Below are 25,239 nucleotides of genomic sequence, written 5' to 3'. Positions count from 1 at the left end.
AAATTAACTTAACCTATGCACAAATAATCCACTTCTTAGTTTTGGCTCGAACCATGTTGATTTTGGTGGCATTACTTCCCCTGTATCAGCAACTTCCATCAAATCATCTATTGTAGTTGGACACATGGAAAAAGCAACTTTCATTCCTTCATCAACACGTCTCTCAAGTTCTTTAAGTCCTCTGATTCCACCTATGAAATCTATTCTTTTATCTGTCCTAGGGTCTTTGATGTCAAGGATTGGTCCTAATAGATTATCTTGTAGAATAGCAACATCCAATCTATCAACAATGTTTTCCTTGTTAGTGATTTCATATTTTGCAGTGATCTTATACCACTTATTATCTAGGTACATACCATATGTATGCTTATCTACAGGTCTATAACTACCTCCTGCATATTCTTCCACTAAGAAATTATCCTTAACTTTGTCTAAGAACTCTTCTTTTGTATAGCCATTCAAATCCTTAACTACCCTGTTATAATCCATTATGAATAAATCTTCATCTGGAAAGATAACTGATAGGAAATAATTGAATTCTTCTTCTCCTGTGAAATCTGGATTCTCTTCTCTTCTTTTCAATCCTACTTTTACAGAAGAGGCAGAACGATGATGTCCATCGGCTATATATAAATATTCGGTGTTCTCAAATATTCTACTAATATTATCTATTATAAAATCCCCATTGATAACCCAAACAATATGTGTAATATCATCTTCACTTGTAAAATTGTATATAGGCTTGTTGAACTTAATATAATCATTGATAATCTTATTTAGTTCGTCATTTTTCCTATATGTTAAAAATATTGGTGCTGTATTTGCATCACAGTAATCAAAATTATTGATCCTGTCGACTTCCTTAGCTGGTCTTGTGAACTCATGCTTCTTGATAACATTATTCATATAATCATCAATAGATGTACAACCTACAAGTCCAGTTTGAACTCTTCCATCCATGATTTGTCTGTAGATATAGTAGCATGGACTCTCATCTTGAACTAGAATCTTATCTTCAATCATTTTGTCAAGATTTTTCCTAGCTGTTTCATATACAACTTTATCGTATTGATCTACACTGTCATCCACATCTATTTCTGCACGAACAACATGTAAAAATGAATAATCATTACCAGCTGACATTTCATTTGCTTCTTTTCTATTCATGACATCATAAGGAAGAGAAGCTACTTTCTCTACTAAATCTTTACTAGGTCTAATACCCATAAAAGGTCTAACTACAGCCATATGCTAACCTCCAATCAAAGTTTTGTTATACTAAAAGTATTCTTTAACTTTATCTATTATCTCTAAACCAATTCTAGCTTGAGCCTCTTTGGTAGATGCTCCTATATGAGGTGTCAATGAAACTTTTTCATGAGTGAACAACTTCTTATTCTTAGTAGGTTCTTCCTCAAATACATCAATAGCCGCTCCTGCTACTTTTCCATAATCCAAAGCTTTTATTAATGCTTCTTCATCTACAACGCCGCCTCTTGCACAGTTAACGATATAAACTCCGTCTTTCATCATATTGAATTCATTTTCGCTAAGTACTGGTCCCACTTCTTTGATGAAAGGTATATGTAATGATATAAAATCAGAAGTCTTTATTAATTCTTCTTTTGAAACACAGCTAAATTCATCATATCCATCTTTAGCTATAATATCTGTATAGATAACCTTCATTCCTAGCACACTAGCTCTCTTGGCTACTTCTACAGCTATTCTTCCAAAACCTATAAGACCTAAAGTCTTTCCAGATAATTCTATGCCTTTATAAGCTTTCTTATACCACATTCCATCTCTCATTGTAACATTAGATATGTATAAAAATCTTGCCAAAGAAAACATATGAGCAATGGTTAGTTCTGCTACTGATGCACTACTAGCTTTTGGTGTATTTTCAACAGCTATACCTTTCTCTCTAGCATAAGAAACATCTATATTATCAAGTCCTACTCCCGCTCTGATGATTAGTTTTAGATTGCTTCCAGCAACTGCATCAATGACTTCTTTTCTGATCTTAGTAGCAGATCTAACAATGATTACGTCGTAATCACCTAACTCCTTCTTTAACTCTGGTACATCCAAATGCTCGATAACTAATTCATGCCCCATATTTGTTAGTTCTTTTGCAGCATTTCTATCCATACCATCAGCGACTAATATTTTAGCCATAATATAACCTCCAATAAATTTACTTTTTATACCTAATTATTAATCTAAGATACTTAATAATTTATAATAATCTATAGTTTCAATATATCCTCTATGTTTTCAAGAAGTTCTTTTACTTCTTCTAAAGTAGTATCAGCCATATGTGCTATTCTAAATGTTTTTTCTTTTAATTTTCCATATCCATTGGAAATCATGAAGCCTCTTTCACCAAGAGCTTTATTTAATTCTCCAACACTGATTTCTCTTGTGTTTTTGATATTTGTTAGTGTATTGGATGCATATCTTTCATCAGGTAATAATTCAAAATATTCATTAGCCCAATTTCTAACGTATTTTGCCATCTCGGCATGTCTATTAAACCTATTGTCTAGACCTTCTTCCAAGATTTTATCTAATTTATAATCTAAAGCAAACATATGTGACAGTGATGGTGTTGAAGGATATTGATGATCTTTTTTCTTGATAGTATCGTACAACTTAACAAGATCAAGATAAAATCCTCTATGTTCAACCTGTCTAGCAGCTTCTATTGCTTTTTCGGAAGCAGTGCAAATAGCAAGTCCTGGAGGTAGACCAAGAGCTTTTTGAGTAGAAGTTATACATACATCTATTCCACATTTATCAACTTCAATCTTAGCACCACCTGCTGAACTGACAGCATCAACCAAGAAAACTACATCAGGATATTTTTTGACAACTTCACCAATCTCATCTACTGGATTCATAACACCAGTTGATGTCTCATTATGAGTAACTGTAACAACATCATATTTACCAGTTGCTAATACTTCATCAACAGATTCTTTCGTTGTAGGGGTACCCCACTCTACTTCGTATAAATCAGCTGGAACGTTATTTGCTATAGCCATTTCATACCATCTCTTACCAAATGCGCCAACTGCAAATACAGCTGCTCTTTTTCTAGTACAAGAACGAATGGCTGATTCCATTAATCCACTACCAGATGTAGTTGATAGAATAATTTGATTTTCAGTGTAGAAAAGTTTCATAAGTTTTTCGCTGATGTCTCTCTGAAGCTTAGAAGCCTCTTTAGTTCTGTGCCCAATCATAGGTTTAGCCATCATCTTAAGCACATCATCTTTAACCTCTACAGGTCCTGGAATAAATAATTTTTTATGCATATTACAGCCTCCTTACGTTAAAATTAAAATTAAAATACCACTTTTTACTTACATGAAATTACTATTCATATAAATATATAAGTGATACATAGAGAAATAATATAATACTATTTTTTTATATTTACAATATCTCTCCAAATTAAGAATATCATAAATAATCCATACTACAACTAAATCGAAATTATATTTCTCAAAATAAAGAATTAATTATCTTTTTTTTACATTATTAAGTAATTAGAACACATTTATTAAAATTATAAGCAATATCCGACTTTATTTATGGCAAAAAAATGTGTGCCCATATAACTATTAGGTTCTCCTAATGGTGGGCATACACATGCATCATTTGCAGGGTCAACTGGTTTTTCTGGGTTACATACTGGACAATTCCCTTCTACAGGTCGACGCATAAATTTTCCATCACCTTTATGGAAACATATTTTGCAATCAGACACTTTACTTCCTCCTCTAAAAATTAATTTCAATATATTTTATGTATAAATCTGGAGTAGTGTTACAAGGTATAAGCTTATAATTATATTTTGTCTTATAAATTAACATAGAGATTTCCTTTTTTATGAAGACATGTTTGTCAAAAATTATTTTAGGGCATTAATCATAATAGACTAGAATAATATATTAATAAATAAGTTATTGAGTCCTAAAGTAAAGGGGAAATGAATATGCCATATCTACTATCGAAAAATAATGCTTCAAACTTACTCATAGACAAAACTGGAGAAAGCATATACTATAGACGTTATCCAATAAAATATAACCAAAGAGCTGTAGTCATCGCAAAAAGTACCAACAACGAATACTCCGCTTCTCTTGATGATTTTAACAATATCCATGTAATATATAAGAACTCCACTAACAGCTTAATACATTTATATGAAAAAAATAATAAATTTGAATTCACTAACCTAATGGATGACTTTGACAATACCTATCAAATAAGTAATATCAGATACTTGTATCATCAGAAAAATTATTTGTTCTATTGTGCTTATAATCCTTTTGAAAAAACTAGTGATCTAATTTTTCATGCTTTCAAACAGAATGAAAAAACTGAACCTCAATCACTATTTTCCGTCCCTAGTCTTTCCTCACCTTATGAATGTTTTATAAGCAACAATATCATCTATCTTTTATGCCAAATACTTAATGATAAAGGAAGCTATGAACTTAATCTATATAAATACAACATCCTATCAACTAATTGGGAAGAATTTGAAACAATAACAGATTCAATAAGTCCTTTTATGGATTATAGTCTATGCTTATGTGATGATAAGGTTTGTGTTACATATGTAGAAAGAGGCTCAACCAATACAATTTATTTCATTAAAAAGGATGATAAATGGTCTGACCCGATAAAAGTATATTCTACTACTGAAACAATATCACCAATTATTTTTATCTATAATAATATTGTATGGATTAATTTCAAAGAAGCCAATAAATTAATGTATTCATTATCATGTAATAACGGAACTACATTTACCGAACCAAAATTATGTTCAGCTCAAAATCCAGAAGCTAGACATTTCTATTTTTATGGCTACAACAACAATAGTCTTTCAGGAAACAAATTTTTTGGTTATATCTATAAATATCCTATATTAGCTGTACTGAGTCAAGTTGATACAGATAATATACTCCTTAGCAGTCAAACTAACCTTGAGATAAAATCAATTATCGGTAATTTCACTTCTAATGAAATGTACAATATTGCAGCATTAAAGAATGAACTGGATGAACAAAAAGAAGTTCAGCAGAATATAACAAAACAATATGATAATCTAGCTAAAATGGCTAAAGAATTGCAAACTCAAGCTAAAATGTGGAAATCAAAAACTTCTCAGGCTGAGCAGGAAATCAAAAAGCTCAAAAAGAAATTACGTAAAGCATATATAGCCAGCGAGAATAAACAAACTAAAACTCCACAGATCGATGATGCAAAAAAAGAACAGGTAAAAGAAGAGCATGTAAAAGAAAAACATGCGAAAGTAATTCCCGACCAAAATATAGATATTAAAATTCCCGAGCTCATTAAGCAAATCAAGGAAATAGAAAATAAGACTAAGAATTCTGCTAAAAATATAATAGCTGAAGATAAGATAGAGATTCTAATCAATGAGAATGTAGATAAAAAATCGAATACTGATTCTAATATTCTCAATGAATGACTGTAAAAAACTTCGCACCTGCTATTCTACTATTTAAGTAGATATAGGTGGGTGCGAAGCAGATTTATTTGTTAATATTTAATGATGCGTTGTAATCGTCTACTATTCTACCAACAGTCTTAACTCTTTCAATATCACCAGTTGATGAAATTTCATCTGATATACCAAGAATTAATTTATCCTTGAACATTCTAATTAGATCTTCAGTTTGTTTAATCAATTCTTCTTCATGGTATATTTCGTCAAATAGTACCGCAGCTATACCATCTACAAGATAGATATCATCACCTAATGCTTCTTTTACTTCTTCTAAAGTAACATCTCCTTGTGGTTTAGGCGTTATTGCTTCGATTCCATCTAATCCACATGTTTTGGCAAATGGTAAAAGTGCTTTTGTATCCCCGTCCCAATGAGAATATACAAACTTACCACCCTCATGCAGCTGTTTGCATCTTTCCAAATAAGATGGCTGAACATATTTTTCAAAGTAATATGGTGGTAATGTTCCACAATGCAGGTTATCTCCAAAATTAATAATATTGATAGGAGATTTATTGATACATTGAATCATTCTACTATGATATTCGTCTAATGCTTTAAAATATCTCTCAATTTCTGCCTCGTAGTCCATTAATGCATATACAGCTTTTTCTACACCCATAATATCAATATATAGATTCTGTACATTGACCCTTGGCATAAATATTGTTGGAGCACCTAGATTTCCCCACTCTTTCTTGGTCTTTTGGAAATAATCTTCATTCCATCCCCAATCACCATTTTCAGCTATATATGTAAAGACTTTTATATCTTCTTTGTTTTCAGCCCACCATTTTTTAGTTATTGCGTGAGGACTGGAAGGCGTCTTTTCTGTTACTAATGTCACTTTACCCACTGGAGTATCTATGACATGTTCAGTTCTTGTTTCACTTAATTTATTTTCATATCTCTTAATACCAGGTCCATCAATAGGATAAAAACTTTCATTATACTCATATACCCTAGCTGAACAACCAAGTTCTCTATAAATTTCGGGCTTTGTTTTTCCTTCATAAGGCTCAGGTAATTTTTCACCAGCGAATTGTTTATCTGTTAACCAGCATTGAATCCTTGGCTGCCAGATAATTTCACCATTAGCTCTTCCAAATGCTACATCTTCATGTAATTTGGCTAAATTTCTATTTTTGTGGTCTGTGATTCTTCCCTTCATAATATCCTCCTATGAGTTATAGAATTAACTATTTTTTAGCTGATATCATTTTAACTTAAAGCAGATATTTTTTCTCATTACATATTGACAATCATTATGGTATATTGATATTATTAAAGAAAATTAGTTGAGGTGTTCTTTATATGCATGACCACTTATTATTAAAAGATTTTCTGAAAGATGATGAAAAATATTATGTTGCCAAATCATTATTCAGTTCCAATATCAAAAGTAATTTACATTCCCATGATTTCTATGAAATGTTTTTTGTAGAGAAAGGTACATTTATCCACTATATCGATGATGAAAAACACTATTTACCTGTTCAATCCATACAATTCATCTATCCAGATGACACACATTGTTTTTCAGCAAAAAAGGATAAAGAAACTACAATAACCAATCTAGCATTTTATTTCTCAGAGCTGGATGATAAGTGCAAATCATTTTTTAATAGAATAAGGCAAGAAAACTCCAATAGTGGTATACCTAGTGTCTACGCCTTGGATTACCAATGGAATAGTATTTTCAGTAAGCTAGGTAAAATTAAACAAATGCCAACGGAAGTTCAAGAATATTATTTTCAGAGTATTATTTACGATTATATATTTATATACAATACCAATAAATTAAGTGCTATGAACAACGAAATTATACCTGGATGGCTCCAGTCTGCAAAAGAAGAAATGAAAAAACAGGATAATTTTGTGATAGGATTAAAAAGATTCATTGAAATCTCAGAAAAGTCCCATGAACATCTTTCTAGACAAATGAAGAAATACTATAATCAGACTCCAGCCCAATGGATAAATCAGTTAAGACTTGAAAAAATGGAAATATTACTCTTAACCACCAAAATGGATATACTAGATATAGTATATGAAGTAGGTTTTCATAATGTTTCTTATTGTTATTCCTTATTCAAAAAGAAAAATCTATTGCCACCAAAAGAGTTTAGAGAAGGCAATAGACGAATTTTTAATGCTTAAGAACTGTATAACCACTTGACTTTATAACTTTATATTCAGCAATCATAAGTACCTAACTTTGTAGCTTTTTCTAAATAATATGTAAAAGTACTGTAATCAACAGTCTTAGGAATAGAATGGTCACTGTGAATTACATAGGAAAACTTCTTCTTAAGCTTAGGTATCTTATTTTCAAGTTCTTGGTCAATAATTTTCTTGTCATTGGTATAGAGTTTTCTCACATCTATACCTCCCATGAATGCAATCTTATCGCCAAACTCTTCATACAGCTTCAATAAATCCATACCAGCCTTAATTTCAATAACTTGCAAACAGTCTATGCCTGATTCAATCATACTAGGAAGCAATGGTTCAACATATCCACAAGAATGCATTATAACAGGAATATCATTACTATGAGCATAATCAATAGTATATATATGTCCTGGTTGAATAAGCTTTTTATAGAAATCCGGTGAGAAGAAAGGTTTTTCTTTGAATCCCATATCCTCATAATAGAATATTCCATCTGGATATCCTTCTCTTTCAAATAGTATTTTCTGTAATTCTACTACCAATCTGCTATAGGTCATAACCATATCTTGAATCCATTCAGGCTCTAGAACCATTCCCATCAACATATATTCATGTCCACATACAGGATGCATTAATTCAAAAACATTGAGCCCTGACCAGCAAAAAAATCTATTGGCTCTTTTTGCCTCAGCTTTTGCTTTTCTATAGCCTTCAAAATCTATTCTTCTTTCATCTATTGTGAGATAAGGTTTAATATGTTCTTCCCATCCAGCTTTGTTTTTTACAGTAAAGTCTACATGTTCTGGTGTAGAATCATGTATTTTATGTCTTCTCAAAAACGCTCCATTACCATCCTTGACTAAAATAGTCTCCTCTGTTTCTTCTATAACTTCTTGTTCAAAATCAAGATCAGCAATCATATTGAAAGTCCAATAATTCTGCATATCCAAATTGAAATGATCTTCAAAGCTCTCTTCTTTCTTGATAAAACCCTTATTTCTCCATTCAGTATATGTATCTTCCCAAAAATGCTCAAAAACAGGTAATCTATCCACTGGTTTATGGTTAATTATATTACTGATTCTTTCAAATCCTGTCATCCTGCTATTCCCTCCTAATTAATCTATTTAACTGTATATTAACATAATTACTTATTCTTATTAATAAAATATATTACTTTTTAACTTAATTATATTACTCAATTATGGTATAATATATATGGGTGATTGAAATGAAAAAATATAGCTATGAAAACTTTAATCCATACATCATTTCTATAGGTGGAATGACAAGAAAAACATGTCCTTCTGCTGGAACAGTATTTCAGGAAAGAGTTGTCAAATGGTATGAAATAGAATTAATCCATTATAGCGATAAAGGATACATCATTACCAATGGAGAGAAATTACTTGCTAAGAAAGGTAATATATTCTACAGAAAGCCTGGTATGGTAGTTCAAGGTGTAGCAGCATATCATTGTACTATTATCATTTTTGATAGTATCTTTGATGTAAATAACATGAACTTCTACAATAGTAATGATCCTTTTGAAAATCCAACAAACTTATTACTTGAAACAATGTATGATAAAGCAAGTAAAACAGATTTTTTGAATAAACTACCTTATAGAACTACAGTAGAAGATTATGGATATTATAATAAAATAATGAAGGACTGCTTCCAGAGTTTTATAAGAAACGATGAAGACTTTCAATTGATAGGCAAAACTTATCTTTATAGTATAATGAATAGTCTCTTATCTGAATTACAGCCTATAAATAAAAGAAAAAAAAATATTCGTTCAATCTCTAGTAATTATGATAATATTATGGAATTGAAAGATTACATTGATAACAATTTCAATAAAAGGATTACCCTTAAACAGCTATCAAAAATGTTCAATCTATCCCCTAATTTTCTTTGTAAAATATTTAAAGAGATAGTTGGTAAAAGTCCTATTGATTATCTAGTCCACCTGCGAATTTCCAAGGCTAAAGAAATGCTTCTAAGTACTATTATGCCAATTAATGAAATTGCATACGCCTGTGGCTTTGATAATGATACCTATTTTTATACTTTATTCAGAAAAAAAGTAGGATTGACTCCTACTTCTTATCGACAGCAATATGGTTTGTATCAACAACATGGTTGATGACTTAGTTATATCTATTATCTATTACTTTACGTATTTTTCCAGTTCTAAAATTACGTTTGATAGTTTCAGGTTCTAGTAATTCAAGATACACATGCCCTATCAGATTTTTACTACTGAATTTTCCTAGAGCTTTCGCCTGTTTTTTAATTGAGTCCAGTACATTAGAAACAAATTCTTCGTTACACTCCATATCTTGTATAGTTTCTATACGAATATGTATCTTAATCAATGTTCCTTCATCTTTATCTATCTCAATTTGATAGAATGGTGATAGATAATCATTCTTTTTAATAACCTGATCTATGTCATATAAATATAAATCCGTATCATTCAACCTGATAACATCATCATTTCTTGATATGAGTCTGATTTTTGGAGACTTATTACCACAACTGCACTCTCCTTCTACATACTCAATATTATCACCTAATTTATACTTGATTATTGGATGCAGTTTTCTTTCTAAGTCTGTTATTAAAATATTGTTATCCTCATCTTTTTCTACATAACACCAATCTTCAAAAACATGATATTCACTTGGTTTACAGTGTGGACACTGGTAACCTATTGGTCCGGTTTCAACAGCTGCATATCCAAAAGACTTGATAACACTGCACTTGAATACTTTCTTTAGATACTTTTCTCCTGATTCTGCCATATGATTACCACTATAGTATATCTTTTCAAAAGTAATATCTTCATTTAATTCTTCTGCTTTTTGAGCCAGTAGTATTAAAGTGCCAGGTATACCCATGATTGCATTTGGTTTAAGTTTCTTTATAATATTAATACTGTCTTCTTTACACTGATTAGCCGTTAATGATAATATTCTGCATCCTGTTTTTTCTAGTCCCTTATTGGTAGCCAAGAAAGCTGTCCATAGACTACCAGCTTTCAGATAATTGACTACAAAATCATCCTTGGTTATACCTATATTTTTGAATCCAATACCAAATACTTCTTTGGACTTGGAAAATTCCTCTGCACTATACCATACAAATTTCTCTTTTCCTGATGAACCTCCAGATGAAAAAACGTAGCTGTTCTCATTTTTATCTGTAAGCATATTAGGAGATTGACTAATAAGTGCTTTACTAGTAAGTACAGGCAATTTACTAAAGTCTTCCAAGGATTTTACAGGTATCTGGATATCTTTATACAATTCTTTATAGTATGTTGACTTCAATGCTTGTTTTAAGATAGCGTTGATTTTTGATAATACAATTGCTTCTTTTTTATTCTTATTACAGTTGGATAAACCAATGCTGGAATATGGTAGATCTTCAAACCCTATTTGCCTAATAAGGCAAGATGTAATGTTAACTCCATCATGTAAAGAGGATTCTTCTGAAGAAAGACTCATATTTCCTGGTGAACAAAAACGATATACCCCCAGAATGGAAAAATCATCAATTATCTGCTGGTAATTATTATTAGCCGCAACACCTATAGTGGACATATAATATTGTAATCCATTAATATTTCCCTCTAATATATCTTTATAGTCTTTTATTATATTAATATATATCGTTCTGAATAATGGTGAATCCTGTATATCCTTTGAATGATTGATTATTATAGTGTGATGACCTCTTTTACCTTCAATGACTTCTGCTTTTTCTTCATATTCTTCGTATCTGTAGAGAGAACGTGTTCTTCTAATCTCCAATTTTTCATCAATAGTCAAATACTCATTTTCATATGTGACCCCTAGTATTTCAAGTGATTCATTAAGTAATTCAATGAATCTCTGAGTATTGGCATCTTCTTCAATAAATATATTCTGACAGCTTGTACAAGCATTCTGCTCCCACATTACTATATCTTTTGCAAAACCCATTGCGATCTCTTCTAATCTTTCGTATGATAAATCCTTAGTAATTAGACCAAAGCTAAGTTTTGGACCAAAAGCGACAACATTAACTTTATGGGATGTACCATTTTTGTAGTTTAGAACTGCTTCTCTGCCGCCGAACAGTAAGATGATATCACAGTGTTGCTTCATATAATCTTCAATATATGATTGATTCATCCTATCCCAATATATAATTGATATATAAGGTATCAATATATTATTCTTATCTGCTTCCTTCAATGCTTCAAAGAATATGTAAGCAAAATCAGGACTCTTTTTTGATACTTTCACTATATTGATATTTTTTGTTACAATTCCATATAGTAAGGAATCAATAGCTCCCAAAAATATATTTCCAGCAGCTATATGGCATACACTACCTACAGGTAAAGCATAGGTAATATTATTATCTATATCACAAGGATAATCTATAGAATGATAATCTTTTAACACATCTAATCTCTTTGATAGACTATCTATACTTAATACGTCCTGCAACATAGAAATACCTAATCTAACCATACTAGGGGAATAACCTAGAAGTTCAGGCAATATTTCCATTGATCTATTATAATATTTCTTATTTTTATCAGTCATTAATTGACCTGTTTGTTCTAATACATACAATATATCATCTATCGGTGTCTTCCAAAACTCATCTTTCATACTCTGCAACTTTTCATCAGAGAAATTTGATTCTATCAACTTCTCATCTAATGATTCATTTATATCTTTTCCCCATATAATATTTTTTATCATGATACACTATTCCTTTCTTTCAAAATTGTGTTTATATCTAATCTAACGTTATTTTGAATTCTTAAGTATCTCTAATGCTGCAATGGCACAACCTTTGTGTTTTTTCTTTCCTCCACGACGAATACTCTTGATATAAGTACCTTCTCTATTGCATGGACAATTTTCCCCTAATGTCACTATATCTGTTGAAAGAAGAGATAAATTAGGTTGGGCAATGTTATAAGGTGTAAGTAAATGCAGAATCCCTTCTTCTCCCATAGGAACTGGTTCTAGCGTCAATGGGTCACATACTCTTACACGACTATATTGTGGAATATGATAATGTCCATATTCACAAGAACAATAAGGAATCCCATGCTCTGCTAACCCATATGTATCCCCTATATGGCTAGGCTTCAATCCTATATTTTTCTCCATGTAACTTCCAAATTCTTTTAATGACATTGATTTTCCAAGATGATTTTTCCATCCTCCACCAGCGAGTATAAAACTTCTTTCATCAACTTTTACAGGTTTATGTATCTTTTTAATGGTTTCCACCATCTTGTACATGTAAGCTGGAAAACCTAATAATCTCACAGGTCCTTCACTACTTCGTTCAATAAATAGTCGAGCCCATTTTTCATCATCGAATATATATTGTTTACTTTCTTCATCCCATTCAATCATCCAATGGACTGATTTTTGTGGAGCCAAATCAATCATTTGTTTATCACTCCAACTAGTACCAATATCAGTTGCTTTAGTTATATCATAAGAAAGCACAAAATACTCAACTGGTATCTCAGAACTATACCCTATAGCATTAAAGACTGATGAAGCTATCTTATTTAGTCGAGATATAGAACCTTTGTCAAAAAATGACTTAGTCTTTTGTCCTTTTGTTCCCGAACTGGTCAAGGTTAATTCTATTTCCTCTTCAGGCAAACTGCATAAGTCATGATATTTCATCAAATCCACAAAAATTGGGGGTATATCATATATATCTTCAATTGTGTTTATATCTAAACCTCCATTTGTATAATCCAACATATGCTTCAGATAAGGATGTTTTGTCAATTGAAATTCATAATTCTCTTTCATTGCATTTACAAAAATTTGGTCATATTCTTTATTGAACTTAAAAGGTTTTAATCTACTTACTTCATCAATATATTTGAATGTACGCATAATCATTCTCCTCCAATTCAAATCACTTTAGGATATCTGTGTTTTTTATTTTCATTAACTAAGGTTATATTTTCTTTACTTTCTAATATATGCTGAAAAATCTTATTGCCAATAGATGAATTAATTTTTATGCTATCAGGATGAATTTCTTTTACTTTCTGTAGTATCAATCTATTATTATTCTTTCCTGGCATTATTCCAGCAAAAAAGAAATCTCTACTTGTAAACTCTTCATAAAACTTATGTACCAGAGAATCTTCAAGTCTTATATACAAATAGATGTTTGATATAAAATCATTATCATATTGGGTAATTACCTTATTAAGTTCTTCCAATAAATCCTTTCCCAATCTATTAATATCTACATAGCAATTTGAGGCATCTGTATAAGTTATGTTAATCTCACTCTTTTCCCTTATTGACTCTTCAGATTCAGGCAAAGGTATGACATTGATTCTAAGATTAGTATATATGAGATTAAGGACTTTTTGCAGGGAACTGGGTATATATAATTCTAGATAATCTGGTTTATCATAGAAAAGATATGTTACTTTTAAGGATTCACGTACAGTTTTTTCTATTATACCTTTGAATTTCATAGGCTCCATACATGATATTAGAAATGCACAATCTTTAAATCCTAGTTTTGAAGCTACTTTCTGTGAATATATGTGGCTAGTTATAGAAATAACATATATGGCTTCTAATCCTAATTCCTTACCATATTCTACTACCTTCTCTGATAATTCATATAAAATGTTATGTCTTCTATACTCTTTTTTAACAAATGCCGCAGACATCTCGCCTTGAGAACCATCAATTCTTAATCCTACATGAGCTATAACTTCTTCATTGTCACCTATCGCTACAAAAGATATCAGTCTCTTACTTTTATTGAGTACTTCCATGTTTTTTTTGTCATACATATTTTTATATGCATATGTATCTCCATAAATCTGATATATCAGATCACATATTTCTGGAATTTCATTTGGTTTAATCAACCTTATATAATAACCCATAATTATCCCCTCCTAATTGATACTTTGGTATAAAAATTATTATGAATGCAGCTAATACAGATAACATTCCTTCATAAAAGACTACTGTGGATACACTGACAATATTGGTTAATGCACCATTAATAATATAAGTTATTGGTATAATGCTGAAGCACATTGTAGTAAGAATTGCGAAAAAACGTCCTTTTAAATAATCTGGTACAATTTTTTGAAAAAAACCATACGCTGTAGCATTTACATGGGCTAATGTACAACCTGTTATAAATAAACATAAAGCAATTATATATCTATTAGTTGATAACCCTATTAAACTCATAGATATTCCCATAGTAAGAACACTGATAAAAATCTTTTTGTACATCTTCTCATTAATATCATTTCTGAAACTAAGTAATAATGTAATTATTACTGAACCCAATGCAACTGCACCTTCTAATATTGCAAGCCAGTTTGACTGTTCATTGATGACAAACTTCACAATAAGGGGTATAAATATTGCAATTGGTGATACAAAAAAGTTAAAAATGAGAAAAAAAATAATAAGTGCAAATAAAGGTTTAATACTTAAAATATATTTAAACCCTTGTCCGAACTCTTGTCTAAAATTTTTAGCCATAGTACTCTTCTTAACACTAAGATTAGTATGTATAAAAAGAATAATAACTAAAGATACGATGAAAGACAAAGCATTAAATATAAAAGCACCTTTGATCCCTACAGCATAGATGACTACTCCCCCAAGAAAAGCCCCTAGTAGATTCGATACTTGCAAAACCATAGAATCAAGAGCTACAGCCTGAGAAATACTTTCTTCATCGGTTAGGATTTCAATTGATGCATTAGTTGCTGATTCAAATAACGGCGTAAATGTAGCTATTAAAAAACTTAGAATAAATAAAGACCATATGGTATAATTATCATTACACACAAGGAATGCTAAAATTGCCATAAAAAAAGCTCGTACTATATCAGCCAAAACAAGACATGTTTTCCGATTAATACAATCAGCAATAGTTCCCATGAATGGTCCAAAAATAACTACTGGTATAATGTTAGCGGCCATTACTATACTCAGATGCAATGCAGAATTAGAATTATCCATTGATAATACTAACCATGAAAGCGAAAGCAAGAAAAATTTATCCCCTATAGAGGATATGAGTCTAGCAATAAATAATTTTCTGAAATCTGAGAATAAAATTAAAGGATGTTTTTTTATTTTTTCTCTCATATCTAATACCTCCTGTCATTATATGACATCAGATATAATAACACAATAATTCCAAATATTTTGTAGAAATTTGTCTTGCAAATGATTATAATGTTAAATTTTATTTTTCAAAATATATTTTCATTATATATCACAATTTATTAAGTATAACATCAAAATAACTTACTTTTAATAAGTTAAATACTCATCCAATTTAAAACTCCAACTGCAAAGGCTGGTATAACAGACGACATTTTCTTACAAAAACTATAGAAAAACTATTATTTAAGGGTCAAGCAAAAGCAGATTGTACCCACTATTACTTGACCCTCGAATTATTTTATAATTTTGAATTTGATTTGATGAACTCTACTAATTCATCTACTTGAGTATATGCTAAACAAGTAACTGTATCTGCTCCACCATAATATATAGCAATTCTTCCTGTTTCACTATCAGTTAATGCTGCACATGGGAATACTACATTAGGAACATCCCCTACACACTCATATAATTCTCTTGGAGCTAATAGATAAGGCTCAGTTCTAGCAATTACTTTCCAAGGTTTTTCTAAATCAAGTAATGCAGCTCCGAAATGATATACATAACCATTACAAGAAGTCAGTACTCCATGATAAATTAATAACCATCCTTCGCTAGTTTCAATAGGTACTGGTCCTGCTCCAATTTTAGTACTTTGCCACCAGCCTCTAGGTGCCATTACATGTCTATGTCTACCCCAGAATTCCAAGTCATTACTTTCACTATAGAATATATCTCCAAAAGGAGTATGTCCAGTGTCACTTGGACGACTTAGCATTGCAAAATTACCATCTATCTTTTTAGGGAAAAGCACTCCATTCCTATTAAAAGGTAAAAATGCATTTTCTAATTGATGAAATTCTTTGAAATCATAAGTATATGCTATACCTATAGTTGGTCCGTGGAATCCATTACACCATGTTACATAGTATCTATCTTCTATCCATACCACTCTAGGATCGTAAGCATATTCAAATTCTTTTACTTGTTCAATATCGCAGTTGAATTTTATAGGCTCTTTGTTGATATCCCAATTAACTCCGTCTTTACTGAATCCTGCATGAATTCTCATTTCTCTTCTTTTATCATCACATCTAAAAACACCTGCGAAACCATCTTCAAATGGAACAACAGCACTATTGAAGATACTATTTGATGTTGGTAGATGATCTCTTTTTATTATTGGGTTCATATTAGAACGCCAAATCACTTCTTTACAATCAGTTGGTTTTTCTTCCCATGGAATGTTTTTTAATGGTTCACCAATAATCTTATATTTTCCCATTGATGTCTATCTCCTTTATTCTAATATAATTTTATCTTTTATAATCAAAGATGTAAGCATAATCAGACCGCTTATACCTGCACAAAGTATAATCGGTACATGAAATAAACCAATAAGAACAATTATCATGAGTGCTAAGCAAGTTAATGTTGTAAAAAAATACTTATTACCTAAAACAAATGCTACCTTAAATAAAAGGTTAACTGGTTTATCATACATTGCCAATAAAGAAAATATATATATGCTTATAATCAATATTTCAATGAGCACCAACAATTGGACTGCAAAAAGAAACATTGTCATATATGTATTTCCAATTATACTTTGAAAAAAGGTGATATTATTGATGTTAACATATATTATTGAAAATACTGATACAAGAACAATCCAGACTATAGTAGATTTCTTAAAGTTTTTCTTAAAACCATAAAAGAACTCTTTGAAATTACAATTACCCTTATCTTCAGCTCTTCTCAACATCACATAGTATAAAGCTGTAGTGGATGCTCCACCTGTAATGCCTAATCCTAATATGGTAAACAATATCCATAGCAAATTCATGTAAAATAAATCAATAATGATTGTTCCTATTCTATAAAATAAACTATCTATAGAAAATAATTTTCCCAATTCCAAGCACCTCTTTTCAAAGTATATTTATTAGTATAAAAGGGGCTATCAGCCCCTTTTAGTATTAAATTTATATCAATTCTTACTTATTTGCACGCCACTCATCATATTGTTTTTGAAGTTCTTCAATTACTTTATCTATTCCTGCTGCTTTAAATTTCTCAATAGCTTTTGGAACATATTCAGTAGGATCAACTACTCCTAATTGAATAGAAGCATTTACTTCTTCAGCCACGTTAGTAACAGCTGACATTGTAGTCTTAACTGATGATAGGTCAGGAGTAAATCCTAATGATGGAGCATTGATACATGAGTTGTTGAATTCTTCGAATTTATCCCATTTATCATCTGGAGTACCTTCTAATGAATAAGTGTTGAATAAGTTACCAATAGAAAATCCTGGGAACACATATGATTTTTTACCTTGTTCAGTCTTAGATATATGTTTGTCATCAACTTTATTATAATGAGTTCCTTCAATACCATAATCAATTAGATTAACTACATACTCATCAGTATATAATAGATTCAAGAATTCCATTGTTTTTTCTGGATGTTCAGAAGTTACTGAAATACCTTGCATAGCACCACGAGTTGAACTATTATTTGCATAAGGCTCATGTACAGGCATAATTGCTATCTCTGACATACTGAAATCTCCATCATGCCATATCAATTCTGCATATGGTTGATAGTGTGCTTTCGCTATGAAGTAATTTCCTGATTTATTGTAGTCTCCAACTGTATTGATTGCTGCATCTGGATGAACGAATCCTTTTTCATAATATCTGTGCATTGTCTTGAATATTTCCATTGCTTCTTCAGTTTCGTATGTGTTGACAATCTTTGAATCATCATCAAGTTTTATACCAAATGGTAAGTTAGCTCCTAAGAAATCATCTATATTAGGAATATATGGAGCACTTTGCTTATCAAGAGTCAATGGTACTACTTCTGGCTCATTGTCTTTGATAATTTGTAAATATGGCTCTAAGCTTTCTAAAGTAGTAATTTTGCTAACATCAATATCATATTTATCAGCTAGGTCTTTATTGATGATCCACATTGCCTGCCATCCTAATTCTTTATTAGTAGGCAATCCGTAGATTTTACCATTAATAGTTGCACCTTCTAAGAATAATGGATGTAAGTTATCTTTGATACCTTTTCCATACTCGTTGATTAAATCATCAAGTGGAAGTAATGCACCCTTTGATACATTTGAAGCAAAGTCATTAGCCCAAGAACATGAAAACATTAGGTCAAAGTTTTCTCCTGAAGCAATCTTAACTTGCATTTTTTGATTGTATTCAGCCCAGTCAAACATCTTGATATCAACTGTAGCATTGATTTTTTCTAATAAATATTTATTTAATTCTTCTTCTACAAGAGCTTCATCCTTTTGAGGTGTACCAATTGTATACCAAGTCAGATTAACTGGCTTTTCTTTCTCTTTGTCTGAACCTGAATTAGTAGAATCTGTTTGATTTTTATCATCTTTCTTTTCTCCACACCCTACTAACATTGTTGATAAAGCAAGCATTAATGCTAAAACTAAAATTAAACTTTTTTTAAACATTATATTTCCTCCCTTTGAATTGAAATTTAACTCTATATTAAATTGCTGATAATAGCAAATAATACACTTATATTAACCTTTTACTGAACCTACTGTAAGTCCTTGTATAAAATACTTTTGAAAAAAAGGATATGCACAAGCTATAGGTATTGTTGATATAACTACAATTGCCATTCTCAACGTTTCAGAAGGCAGCTTGTTGACTTCTTGTCTACTCATACCCATTTCATTTGCATTTTGAATAAGAAACTCCATCTGTTTCTCAATCTTCATCAATAAGTACTGTATAGGAGTTACTTGTGCAGAATCAATATATAATAATGCATTAAACCAATCATTCCAATATCCTAAAGTTGTAAATAAAGCAATAGATGCAACAGAAGGTAATGATATAGGTAGTATTATCTTAAAAAATGTTCTAAATTCACCTGAACCATCAATTTGTGATGCTTCAATTATGGAATCCGGCACACTAGTTCTAAAGAATGTTCTCATAACTATAACATAAAAAGCATTCACCGTTAATGGTAAGATAAGGGCCCATATAGTATTTTGAAGTTTAACTACCCTTGTTACAACTAAATAAGTTGGTACAAGTCCACCACCAAACAACATAGTAAAAAATGCCATGTAATTGAAGAAACCCTTGTATTTAAAACACTTTCTAGATAATGCATAAGCATAGAAAGCTGTTACTGTAACACTAATGATTGTTCCAACAACCGTTATAAATACTGATACACCAAAAGATTTTATAATCTGTGTACCTGTCTTAAATATATATTCATAAGCAGCAAAATCAAATTTTGCTGGAAATAAAGAATATCCATTAACTCTCAAAACTGCTTCATCTGTTATAGATGACATTATAACTGTTATGAATGGCACAATACACATTAGTGAAAACAAGCCAAAAAATACTGTTATAATTATATCTGATTTTTTAGAAATATCATGGAAACTTCTTTTTCTTTTATTTTTAGCCATTTATTTCACCTCCACTAGAATATTGCGTTTTCTTTATCTACTTTTCTAACAATACCATTTGTAACCATAATCAATATGAATCCTACAAATGATTGGAATAAACCTGCTGCCGTACTCATACCCACATCACCTGATTTTATCAAACCTCTATATACATAGGTATCAATTACATTAGTTACAGGAAATAAAGGTCCTGATTCTTTTGGTACATTATAGAAAAGACCGAAATCAGCACTAAAGATTCTTCCAATAGCTAATATTGTCAGTGTAATGATCAATGGTTTTAAGTGTGGTAAAGTAATATGTTTGATCTGCTGCCATTTTGTAGCTCCATCCAACATTGCAGATTCATAATACGCCTTATCTATACCACAAATTGCAGCTAAATAAAAGACTATACTATACCCAAGATTTTTCCAGTTATTAATAAATACTAATAGTAAAGGCCATTTTCCAGGCTCAGAATACCAAGATATCTTGTCCATACCTAAAGAAACCAAGATATTATTAACTATTCCTTTGTCCAAACTTAAAAAGGTATATACAAAATATGAAACAATTACCCAAGATAAGAAATATGGAAAAAACATGCTTGTCTGATATATTTTACTTAATTTTTTTCTAGTCATTTCATTAAGCATGATTGCAAATGCTACAGAAAGAATCGTCCCAGTAAGTATGAATACAGCATTATAACATATTGTATTTCTAACTATTATGAATGCATCACTGGAACTGAATAGAAACTTAAAATTATCAAAGCCGACCCAATCACTTTTTAATAAACTGTTAATGAAACCACCAGGAAAATATCTAAAATCTTTAAATGCAATAACAACTCCAAACATCGGCAAATACTTAAATACAATCAACCATATTGCCCCTGGTAAAATCATTAATAATAAAGCAAAATTTCTTTTAATGTTGCTCGTCATTTTAAAAGTAGTCTTTTTGTTAGTTAAAGCTTTCACTACCTTTATCACCTACCTGTCTTTATTTATCGCTAACGTATGTATATTATATAAGCTATCTTCAATATTCTCTAGTTTAAATTGTTTAGTTTTACTATAAAAATATCACTTTCCTAGTTATAATTATATATTTTACTTATATCCATATATAAAATCATTTGGTTTTATAGCAAAAAGTTGTCCATTTATCAATAATAATCACTGTTTATATGCATAATACTTGTTCATTTGCAGATGTTATAGATATTACACAAATATTAGTTTTCACTATTATTTTTTTACTGCAACTATCACAAAACAACTATAAATTATTTATATTTACTAGATTTTTTTTATATATTTTTTTCTAATTAGTTATATCTTACATTATTGATGGACTAAAAAGTAATTTCATATTATAATATAAACATACTCAACTAGAAATATTTATTTAAGATTGGATGTGTTGCAAAATTGACAAGATGGATATCAAACATTAAAAACCAGCTTTTCAAAAAAATCATAACTTTTTACTCACTCATAGCAATAATTTTTCTTACATGTTTATCTTGTTTATCTATATATATAATTAATGATAATAAAACAAAAGAGATTAAGAATGCTAATTCAAGATTGATAGATGAAACCTATTATACTCTAACATCAAAATACAATACTTCGCAGAATATATTAAACAATCTTTATGTGAATAAATCTTATGCTGACTCTGTTTTAACTTTTTTAGAAATTGGTTACCCTGATTTTTATACTTATTCTTTGAATAGTTACTTCAAAAATAACATATCACATTTCGCCAGACTAAATGCTTATCTGGAGATTTCACTATTACAGGATAGGGATATTGACAGCATAATACTATATAGTATAAAAAGCGAATTCCTATATACCTTTAATGGCGAAACTGAATCAAAATATTATAATAATGATACAGAATTATTCAAGAGTTATAAAGAAGAATTGAGTAAGTACCCCCTTACAGAAAAAGCCATATTCAAGACAAACTGTCCTACTGATAGTTCTACGTCTAGTACTTACAGCTATATATTAACCATTCAGAATCCTATTTCATTAAGACCTGTAGGAAAAATAATAATTAATTATGACAGCAAGAGTATTCATAATAGTATATTCAATAATTCAAACAGCATCAATCCTGGACATGTCAAAATACTCACAAACAATAATAATGTAGTTTTTGATTCGGCTAATGAGTATAACCAAAACATTGATCCTGATATCATTAGATATTCAAATCATAATTATAGGCTAGTTGATTCTACCTATGTAAAATCAATTAAGAATACAGATGCTGATATAGTTATTCTAGGTGTAATACCCAAAAAGATCATTCAAAATTATGTAAAACCTACTATTTTGTTAATTTTATTAGTTACAATATTATGTATAATAGCAATTATCGGTTTGTCTATTTTATTTACTGCATCTTATTCAAGTCGTTTGCATAACATAACATCAGCTATAAAAAAAGTACGTAATGGTGATTTATCAGTACGCATAAAAACAAAAAATAAAAAAGATGAATTAACAGCTATCTCCAATAATTTTAACAAGATGTGCGATGACCTGAATGATTATATTGAAAAAGTATATGTATATCAGGTTAAACAAAAAAGTGCTGAACTAAAATCTTTACAAGCTCAAATAAATCCACACTTTTTATATAATACATTAGAATCCATTAGAATGAGAGCTGCCGTAAGTGGTGCAAAAGATGTAAGTGAAATGATATATATCTTAGCAACCTTCTTCAGGAATTCATTAAAGACCGAAACCATAACTACTATAGAAAAAGAACTTGAACACTGTCAATTATATTTGAAATTATTTCAAATTAGATATAATAATAAATTAACTGTAAACTTAAATGTTGAAGAATCCATGCTGTCTTATAGTATAGTTAAACTATCATTACAACCCATAGTAGAAAACTATATTGTTCATGGAATAAATTTGGATGCAACAAACAATAGTATTACCATTAATAGTTATTTCAAGGATAAGGATATCTATATCGAAATAGAAGATAATGGATGTGGAATAGAAGAAAGTACTCTAAATAATATAAAATTGGCTCTTGAGCATGAGGTACAGCCTACTAGTATAGGAATATATAATGTTCATGAAAGATTGAGGATAGTATATGGTGATTCTTATGGACTAAAAATATCCTCACAAAAAAATGTTGGAACCAAGGTGACAATTCATATACCTGCAAAGAAGAAGGGAGATTTATAAATGTATAATGTTTTATTAGTTGATGATGAACCTTTTATTGTTGACGGACTTGAAGTGTTAATAGATTGGGCTAAATTGAATTTAACAGTTGTCGGTAAAGCCTATAATGGAAAAGACGCTCTTGATTTCATGAAATTCACTCATGTTGATATTCTCATAACTGACGTAAAAATGCCTAAGATGCAAGGTCTAGAACTTATATCAGAAGCAAAAATACTAAATCCTAATTGTAAATGTTTAATACTAAGTGGATATAATGACTTTGAATACGTTAAGGAAGGTATAAAGCTTGGTATAGAGAACTACCTGACAAAACCAGTTAATACAGATGAATTGACTGCTACTCTGGAAGAAACAGTCAAGAGTCTTGATCTAGCAACATCCAAGGTTATTTTTACACCTGATAATAGTGAATGGCATATATTAAGAGGCAATATCTTATCTAGATGGGTAAATGATTCAATTACTTCAGAAGAACTTAGAAATAGAGCAGATATGCTGCAAATAATTACGGATAGTTCCTGCTATAGTGTGGCAATAATCAATATTACATTAGACAGCAATGTAAACTCTCAAGTATCCAAGATATACAACATCTGTTATAACTATATAAAATCCGATGGTAAAATAATGTCCTTTGAAGACATGTATGGTAATTTTGTTTTGATATTCACCCATGAACAATATGATGATAGAGATTCTTATATACTCAATATACTAGGTAGAATATATGATAATATAACTTCTCTTAATGTAAAAGTACATATAACTCTAGGACCAACAGTTATATCTTATAAAGAACTTTCTAAAAGTTATAAGACAGCAAGAAAACTTTTTGAGTACTTTCTGATATACCCAAATAAAAAGGTTATATGTAATGATTTAATTGATGATAGTAAATTGAAAGTAGAAAACCTAATATCTATAGACCATAATTTTATAGCATCTTCACTGGTATCCAAGAACAAAGAAGAATTGTTTGACTATATAGACAAACTATTTGATGAAGTCATCAATATACCTGGAATAACTCCAGAACATCTGAAAATGATTGTTGTAAAAATCTTATTAACATTATATAAATCCATGAGCAGTCAATTTGTTCTATTTCAAAACGAAATTATAAATCATCAATCAAATTTACTATCTACTATACACAACATACATGACTTAAAAATACTTAAAGAAACTTTAAAAGATCTATTCACCTATATAATAGATAAACTAAATGAAAAAGAAACCTCAACTAGTCCAGTAGTATATCAGGTATTAAAGTATATTCATAAAAATTACAGCAAAGAGCTTTCTTTAAAAACTCTAAGCTTTCAGTTCAACATAAATACAACTTACCTGGGACAGTTATTCAAAAAAGAAACTGGTGTATCATTTCCTAATTACCTGAATAATTATAGAATCGACAGAGCTAAGGAATATTTACTGGAAAGCAATCTTAAAACGGCTCAGATTGCCAAGAAAGTCGGTTATATGGACCCTAATTATTTTTATAGGATATTCAAGAAATATACTGGTGTCTCTCCTACCGATTATAAATCATTAAAATAACTATCATTAAAAAAGGAACTGTTTAA

20 protein-coding genes are annotated in these 25,239 nt (G+C 30.2%); 5 read left to right on the top strand and 15 right to left on the bottom strand.

The annotated features are described in order from the left end of the window. Positions 1-3 precede the first annotated feature (3 nt). The 4 genes from HYG85_RS20915 to HYG85_RS20900 all read right to left on the bottom strand — a co-directional run bounded on the left by HYG85_RS20915 (position 4) and on the right by HYG85_RS20900 (position 3,778). Positions 4-1,248 (bottom strand): DUF1015 domain-containing protein, encoded by a 1,245-nt coding sequence (locus tag HYG85_RS20915; protein WP_212691301.1) that lies wholly within the window; start codon positions 1,246-1,248, stop codon positions 4-6. Positions 1,249-1,278: 30 nt separating this feature from the next. Next, a complete protein-coding gene (locus HYG85_RS20910) occupies positions 1,279-2,181 on the bottom strand; it encodes a D-2-hydroxyacid dehydrogenase (RefSeq protein WP_212691300.1) in 903 nt (300 codons plus the stop codon). A gap of 71 nt (positions 2,182-2,252) precedes the next feature. Next, positions 2,253-3,323 carry a pyridoxal-phosphate-dependent aminotransferase family protein gene (locus tag HYG85_RS20905; RefSeq protein WP_212691299.1) on the bottom strand — a complete coding sequence of 357 codons (1,071 nt, stop codon included), beginning with the start codon at positions 3,321-3,323 and terminating at the stop codon, positions 2,253-2,255. 254 nt (positions 3,324-3,577) lie between these two features. After that, entirely contained in the window at positions 3,578-3,778 is a 201-nt protein-coding gene (locus HYG85_RS20900; protein WP_113675501.1) for a hypothetical protein, read from the bottom strand. Between the two features lie 228 nt (positions 3,779-4,006). Between HYG85_RS20900 and HYG85_RS20895 the strand changes: the two genes are divergently transcribed. Then, a complete protein-coding gene (locus tag HYG85_RS20895) occupies positions 4,007-5,515 on the top strand; it encodes a hypothetical protein (protein ID WP_212691298.1) in 1,509 nt (502 codons plus the stop codon). A 64-nt stretch (positions 5,516-5,579) separates the two neighbouring features. Here HYG85_RS20895 and HYG85_RS20890 read toward each other — a convergent pair whose 3' ends face one another. Then, entirely contained in the window at positions 5,580-6,725 is a 1,146-nt protein-coding gene (locus HYG85_RS20890) for a uroporphyrinogen decarboxylase family protein (RefSeq protein ID WP_212691297.1), read from the bottom strand. Between the two features lie 143 nt (positions 6,726-6,868). On the opposite strand from HYG85_RS20890, the gene HYG85_RS20885 reads away from it, so the two are divergent. Beyond that, a complete protein-coding gene (locus HYG85_RS20885) occupies positions 6,869-7,714 on the top strand; it encodes an AraC family transcriptional regulator (RefSeq protein WP_212691296.1) in 846 nt (281 codons plus the stop codon). 35 nt (positions 7,715-7,749) lie between these two features. On the opposite strand, the gene HYG85_RS20880 is transcribed toward HYG85_RS20885, so the two are convergent. Further along, a complete protein-coding gene (locus HYG85_RS20880; protein ID WP_212691295.1) occupies positions 7,750-8,829 on the bottom strand; it encodes a uroporphyrinogen decarboxylase family protein in 1,080 nt (359 codons plus the stop codon). Between the two features lie 131 nt (positions 8,830-8,960). Here HYG85_RS20880 and HYG85_RS20875 point away from each other — a divergent pair, with 131 nt between their 5' ends. Next, on the top strand, positions 8,961-9,881 hold the full coding sequence (locus HYG85_RS20875) for a helix-turn-helix domain-containing protein (protein WP_212691294.1): 921 nt from the start codon (positions 8,961-8,963) through the stop codon (positions 9,879-9,881). 4 nt (positions 9,882-9,885) lie between these two features. On the opposite strand, the gene HYG85_RS20870 is transcribed toward HYG85_RS20875, so the two are convergent. The 9 genes from HYG85_RS20870 to HYG85_RS20830 all read right to left on the bottom strand — a co-directional run bounded on the left by HYG85_RS20870 (position 9,886) and on the right by HYG85_RS20830 (position 21,358). Next, complete coding sequence (locus HYG85_RS20870; protein WP_212691293.1) at positions 9,886-12,498, bottom strand: acyl-CoA reductase; 2,613 nt, start codon at positions 12,496-12,498, stop codon at positions 9,886-9,888. 48 nt (positions 12,499-12,546) lie between these two features. Further along, on the bottom strand, positions 12,547-13,668 hold the full coding sequence (locus HYG85_RS20865) for a LuxE/PaaK family acyltransferase (protein WP_212691292.1): 1,122 nt from the start codon (positions 13,666-13,668) through the stop codon (positions 12,547-12,549). 17 nt (positions 13,669-13,685) lie between these two features. Further along, positions 13,686-14,690: a GNAT family N-acetyltransferase gene (locus HYG85_RS20860; RefSeq protein ID WP_212691291.1), complete on the bottom strand. Its 1,005-nt coding sequence runs from the start codon at positions 14,688-14,690 to the stop codon at positions 13,686-13,688. Beyond that, the gene (locus HYG85_RS20855) at positions 14,665-15,921 is read right to left on the bottom strand and encodes an MFS transporter (RefSeq protein ID WP_212691290.1); all 1,257 of its coding nucleotides are present in this window, start codon (positions 15,919-15,921) and stop codon (positions 14,665-14,667) included. Before HYG85_RS20855 ends, HYG85_RS20860 begins: the two co-directional genes overlap by 26 nt. A gap of 319 nt (positions 15,922-16,240) precedes the next feature. Continuing rightward, positions 16,241-17,227, bottom strand: coding sequence for a glycoside hydrolase family 130 protein (locus tag HYG85_RS20850; protein WP_212691289.1), 987 nt, complete (start codon positions 17,225-17,227; stop codon positions 16,241-16,243). 15 nt (positions 17,228-17,242) lie between these two features. After that, a complete protein-coding gene (locus tag HYG85_RS20845) occupies positions 17,243-17,857 on the bottom strand; it encodes a YesL family protein (protein ID WP_212691288.1) in 615 nt (204 codons plus the stop codon). Between the two features lie 82 nt (positions 17,858-17,939). After that, positions 17,940-19,436 (bottom strand): ABC transporter substrate-binding protein, encoded by a 1,497-nt coding sequence (locus tag HYG85_RS20840; protein WP_212691287.1) that lies wholly within the window; start codon positions 19,434-19,436, stop codon positions 17,940-17,942. 72 nt (positions 19,437-19,508) lie between these two features. Then, complete coding sequence (locus HYG85_RS20835) at positions 19,509-20,423, bottom strand: carbohydrate ABC transporter permease (protein WP_212691286.1); 915 nt, start codon at positions 20,421-20,423, stop codon at positions 19,509-19,511. Positions 20,424-20,437: 14 nt separating this feature from the next. Next, complete coding sequence (locus HYG85_RS20830; protein WP_113675707.1) at positions 20,438-21,358, bottom strand: ABC transporter permease; 921 nt, start codon at positions 21,356-21,358, stop codon at positions 20,438-20,440. Between the two features lie 489 nt (positions 21,359-21,847). Here HYG85_RS20830 and HYG85_RS20825 point away from each other — a divergent pair, with 489 nt between their 5' ends. After that, entirely contained in the window at positions 21,848-23,650 is a 1,803-nt protein-coding gene (locus tag HYG85_RS20825; RefSeq protein ID WP_212691285.1) for a sensor histidine kinase, read from the top strand. Further along, positions 23,651-25,213, top strand: coding sequence for a response regulator transcription factor (locus HYG85_RS20820; protein WP_113675516.1), 1,563 nt, complete (start codon positions 23,651-23,653; stop codon positions 25,211-25,213). It begins immediately after the preceding gene. Positions 25,214-25,239: the final 26 nt, after the last annotated feature.

The organism is Vallitalea guaymasensis (assembly GCF_018141425.1).
Classification (GTDB): domain Bacteria; phylum Bacillota; class Clostridia; order Lachnospirales; family Vallitaleaceae; genus Vallitalea; species Vallitalea guaymasensis.
This window is presented reverse-complemented; position numbering and strand designations above follow the sequence as displayed.

Bases quoted from the DNA above. Each gene is read 5' to 3' on its own strand.
- HYG85_RS20915 (WP_212691301.1), bottom strand. From the start codon at position 1,248: ATGGCTGTAGTTAGACCTTTTATGGGTATTAGACCTAGTAAAGATTTA.
- HYG85_RS20910 (WP_212691300.1), bottom strand. From the start codon at position 2,181: ATGGCTAAAATATTAGTCGCTGATGGTATGGATAGAAATGCTGCAAAA.
- HYG85_RS20905 (WP_212691299.1), bottom strand. From the start codon at position 3,323: ATGCATAAAAAATTATTTATTCCAGGACCTGTAGAGGTTAAAGATGAT.
- HYG85_RS20895 (WP_212691298.1), top strand. From the start codon at position 4,007: ATGCCATATCTACTATCGAAAAATAATGCTTCAAACTTACTCATAGAC.
- HYG85_RS20890 (WP_212691297.1), bottom strand. From the start codon at position 6,725: ATGAAGGGAAGAATCACAGACCACAAAAATAGAAATTTAGCCAAATTA.
- HYG85_RS20885 (WP_212691296.1), top strand. From the start codon at position 6,869: ATGCATGACCACTTATTATTAAAAGATTTTCTGAAAGATGATGAAAAA.
- HYG85_RS20880 (WP_212691295.1), bottom strand. From the start codon at position 8,829: ATGACAGGATTTGAAAGAATCAGTAATATAATTAACCATAAACCAGTG.
- HYG85_RS20875 (WP_212691294.1), top strand. From the start codon at position 8,961: ATGAAAAAATATAGCTATGAAAACTTTAATCCATACATCATTTCTATA.
- HYG85_RS20870 (WP_212691293.1), bottom strand. From the start codon at position 12,498: ATGATAAAAAATATTATATGGGGAAAAGATATAAATGAATCATTAGAT.
- HYG85_RS20865 (WP_212691292.1), bottom strand. From the start codon at position 13,668: ATGCGTACATTCAAATATATTGATGAAGTAAGTAGATTAAAACCTTTT.
- HYG85_RS20860 (WP_212691291.1), bottom strand. From the start codon at position 14,690: ATGGGTTATTATATAAGGTTGATTAAACCAAATGAAATTCCAGAAATA.
- HYG85_RS20855 (WP_212691290.1), bottom strand. From the start codon at position 15,921: ATGAGAGAAAAAATAAAAAAACATCCTTTAATTTTATTCTCAGATTTC.
- HYG85_RS20850 (WP_212691289.1), bottom strand. From the start codon at position 17,227: ATGGGAAAATATAAGATTATTGGTGAACCATTAAAAAACATTCCATGG.
- HYG85_RS20840 (WP_212691287.1), bottom strand. From the start codon at position 19,436: ATGTTTAAAAAAAGTTTAATTTTAGTTTTAGCATTAATGCTTGCTTTA.
- HYG85_RS20835 (WP_212691286.1), bottom strand. From the start codon at position 20,423: ATGGCTAAAAATAAAAGAAAAAGAAGTTTCCATGATATTTCTAAAAAA.
- HYG85_RS20830 (WP_113675707.1), bottom strand. From the start codon at position 21,358: ATGACGAGCAACATTAAAAGAAATTTTGCTTTATTATTAATGATTTTA.
- HYG85_RS20820 (WP_113675516.1), top strand. From the start codon at position 23,651: ATGTATAATGTTTTATTAGTTGATGATGAACCTTTTATTGTTGACGGA.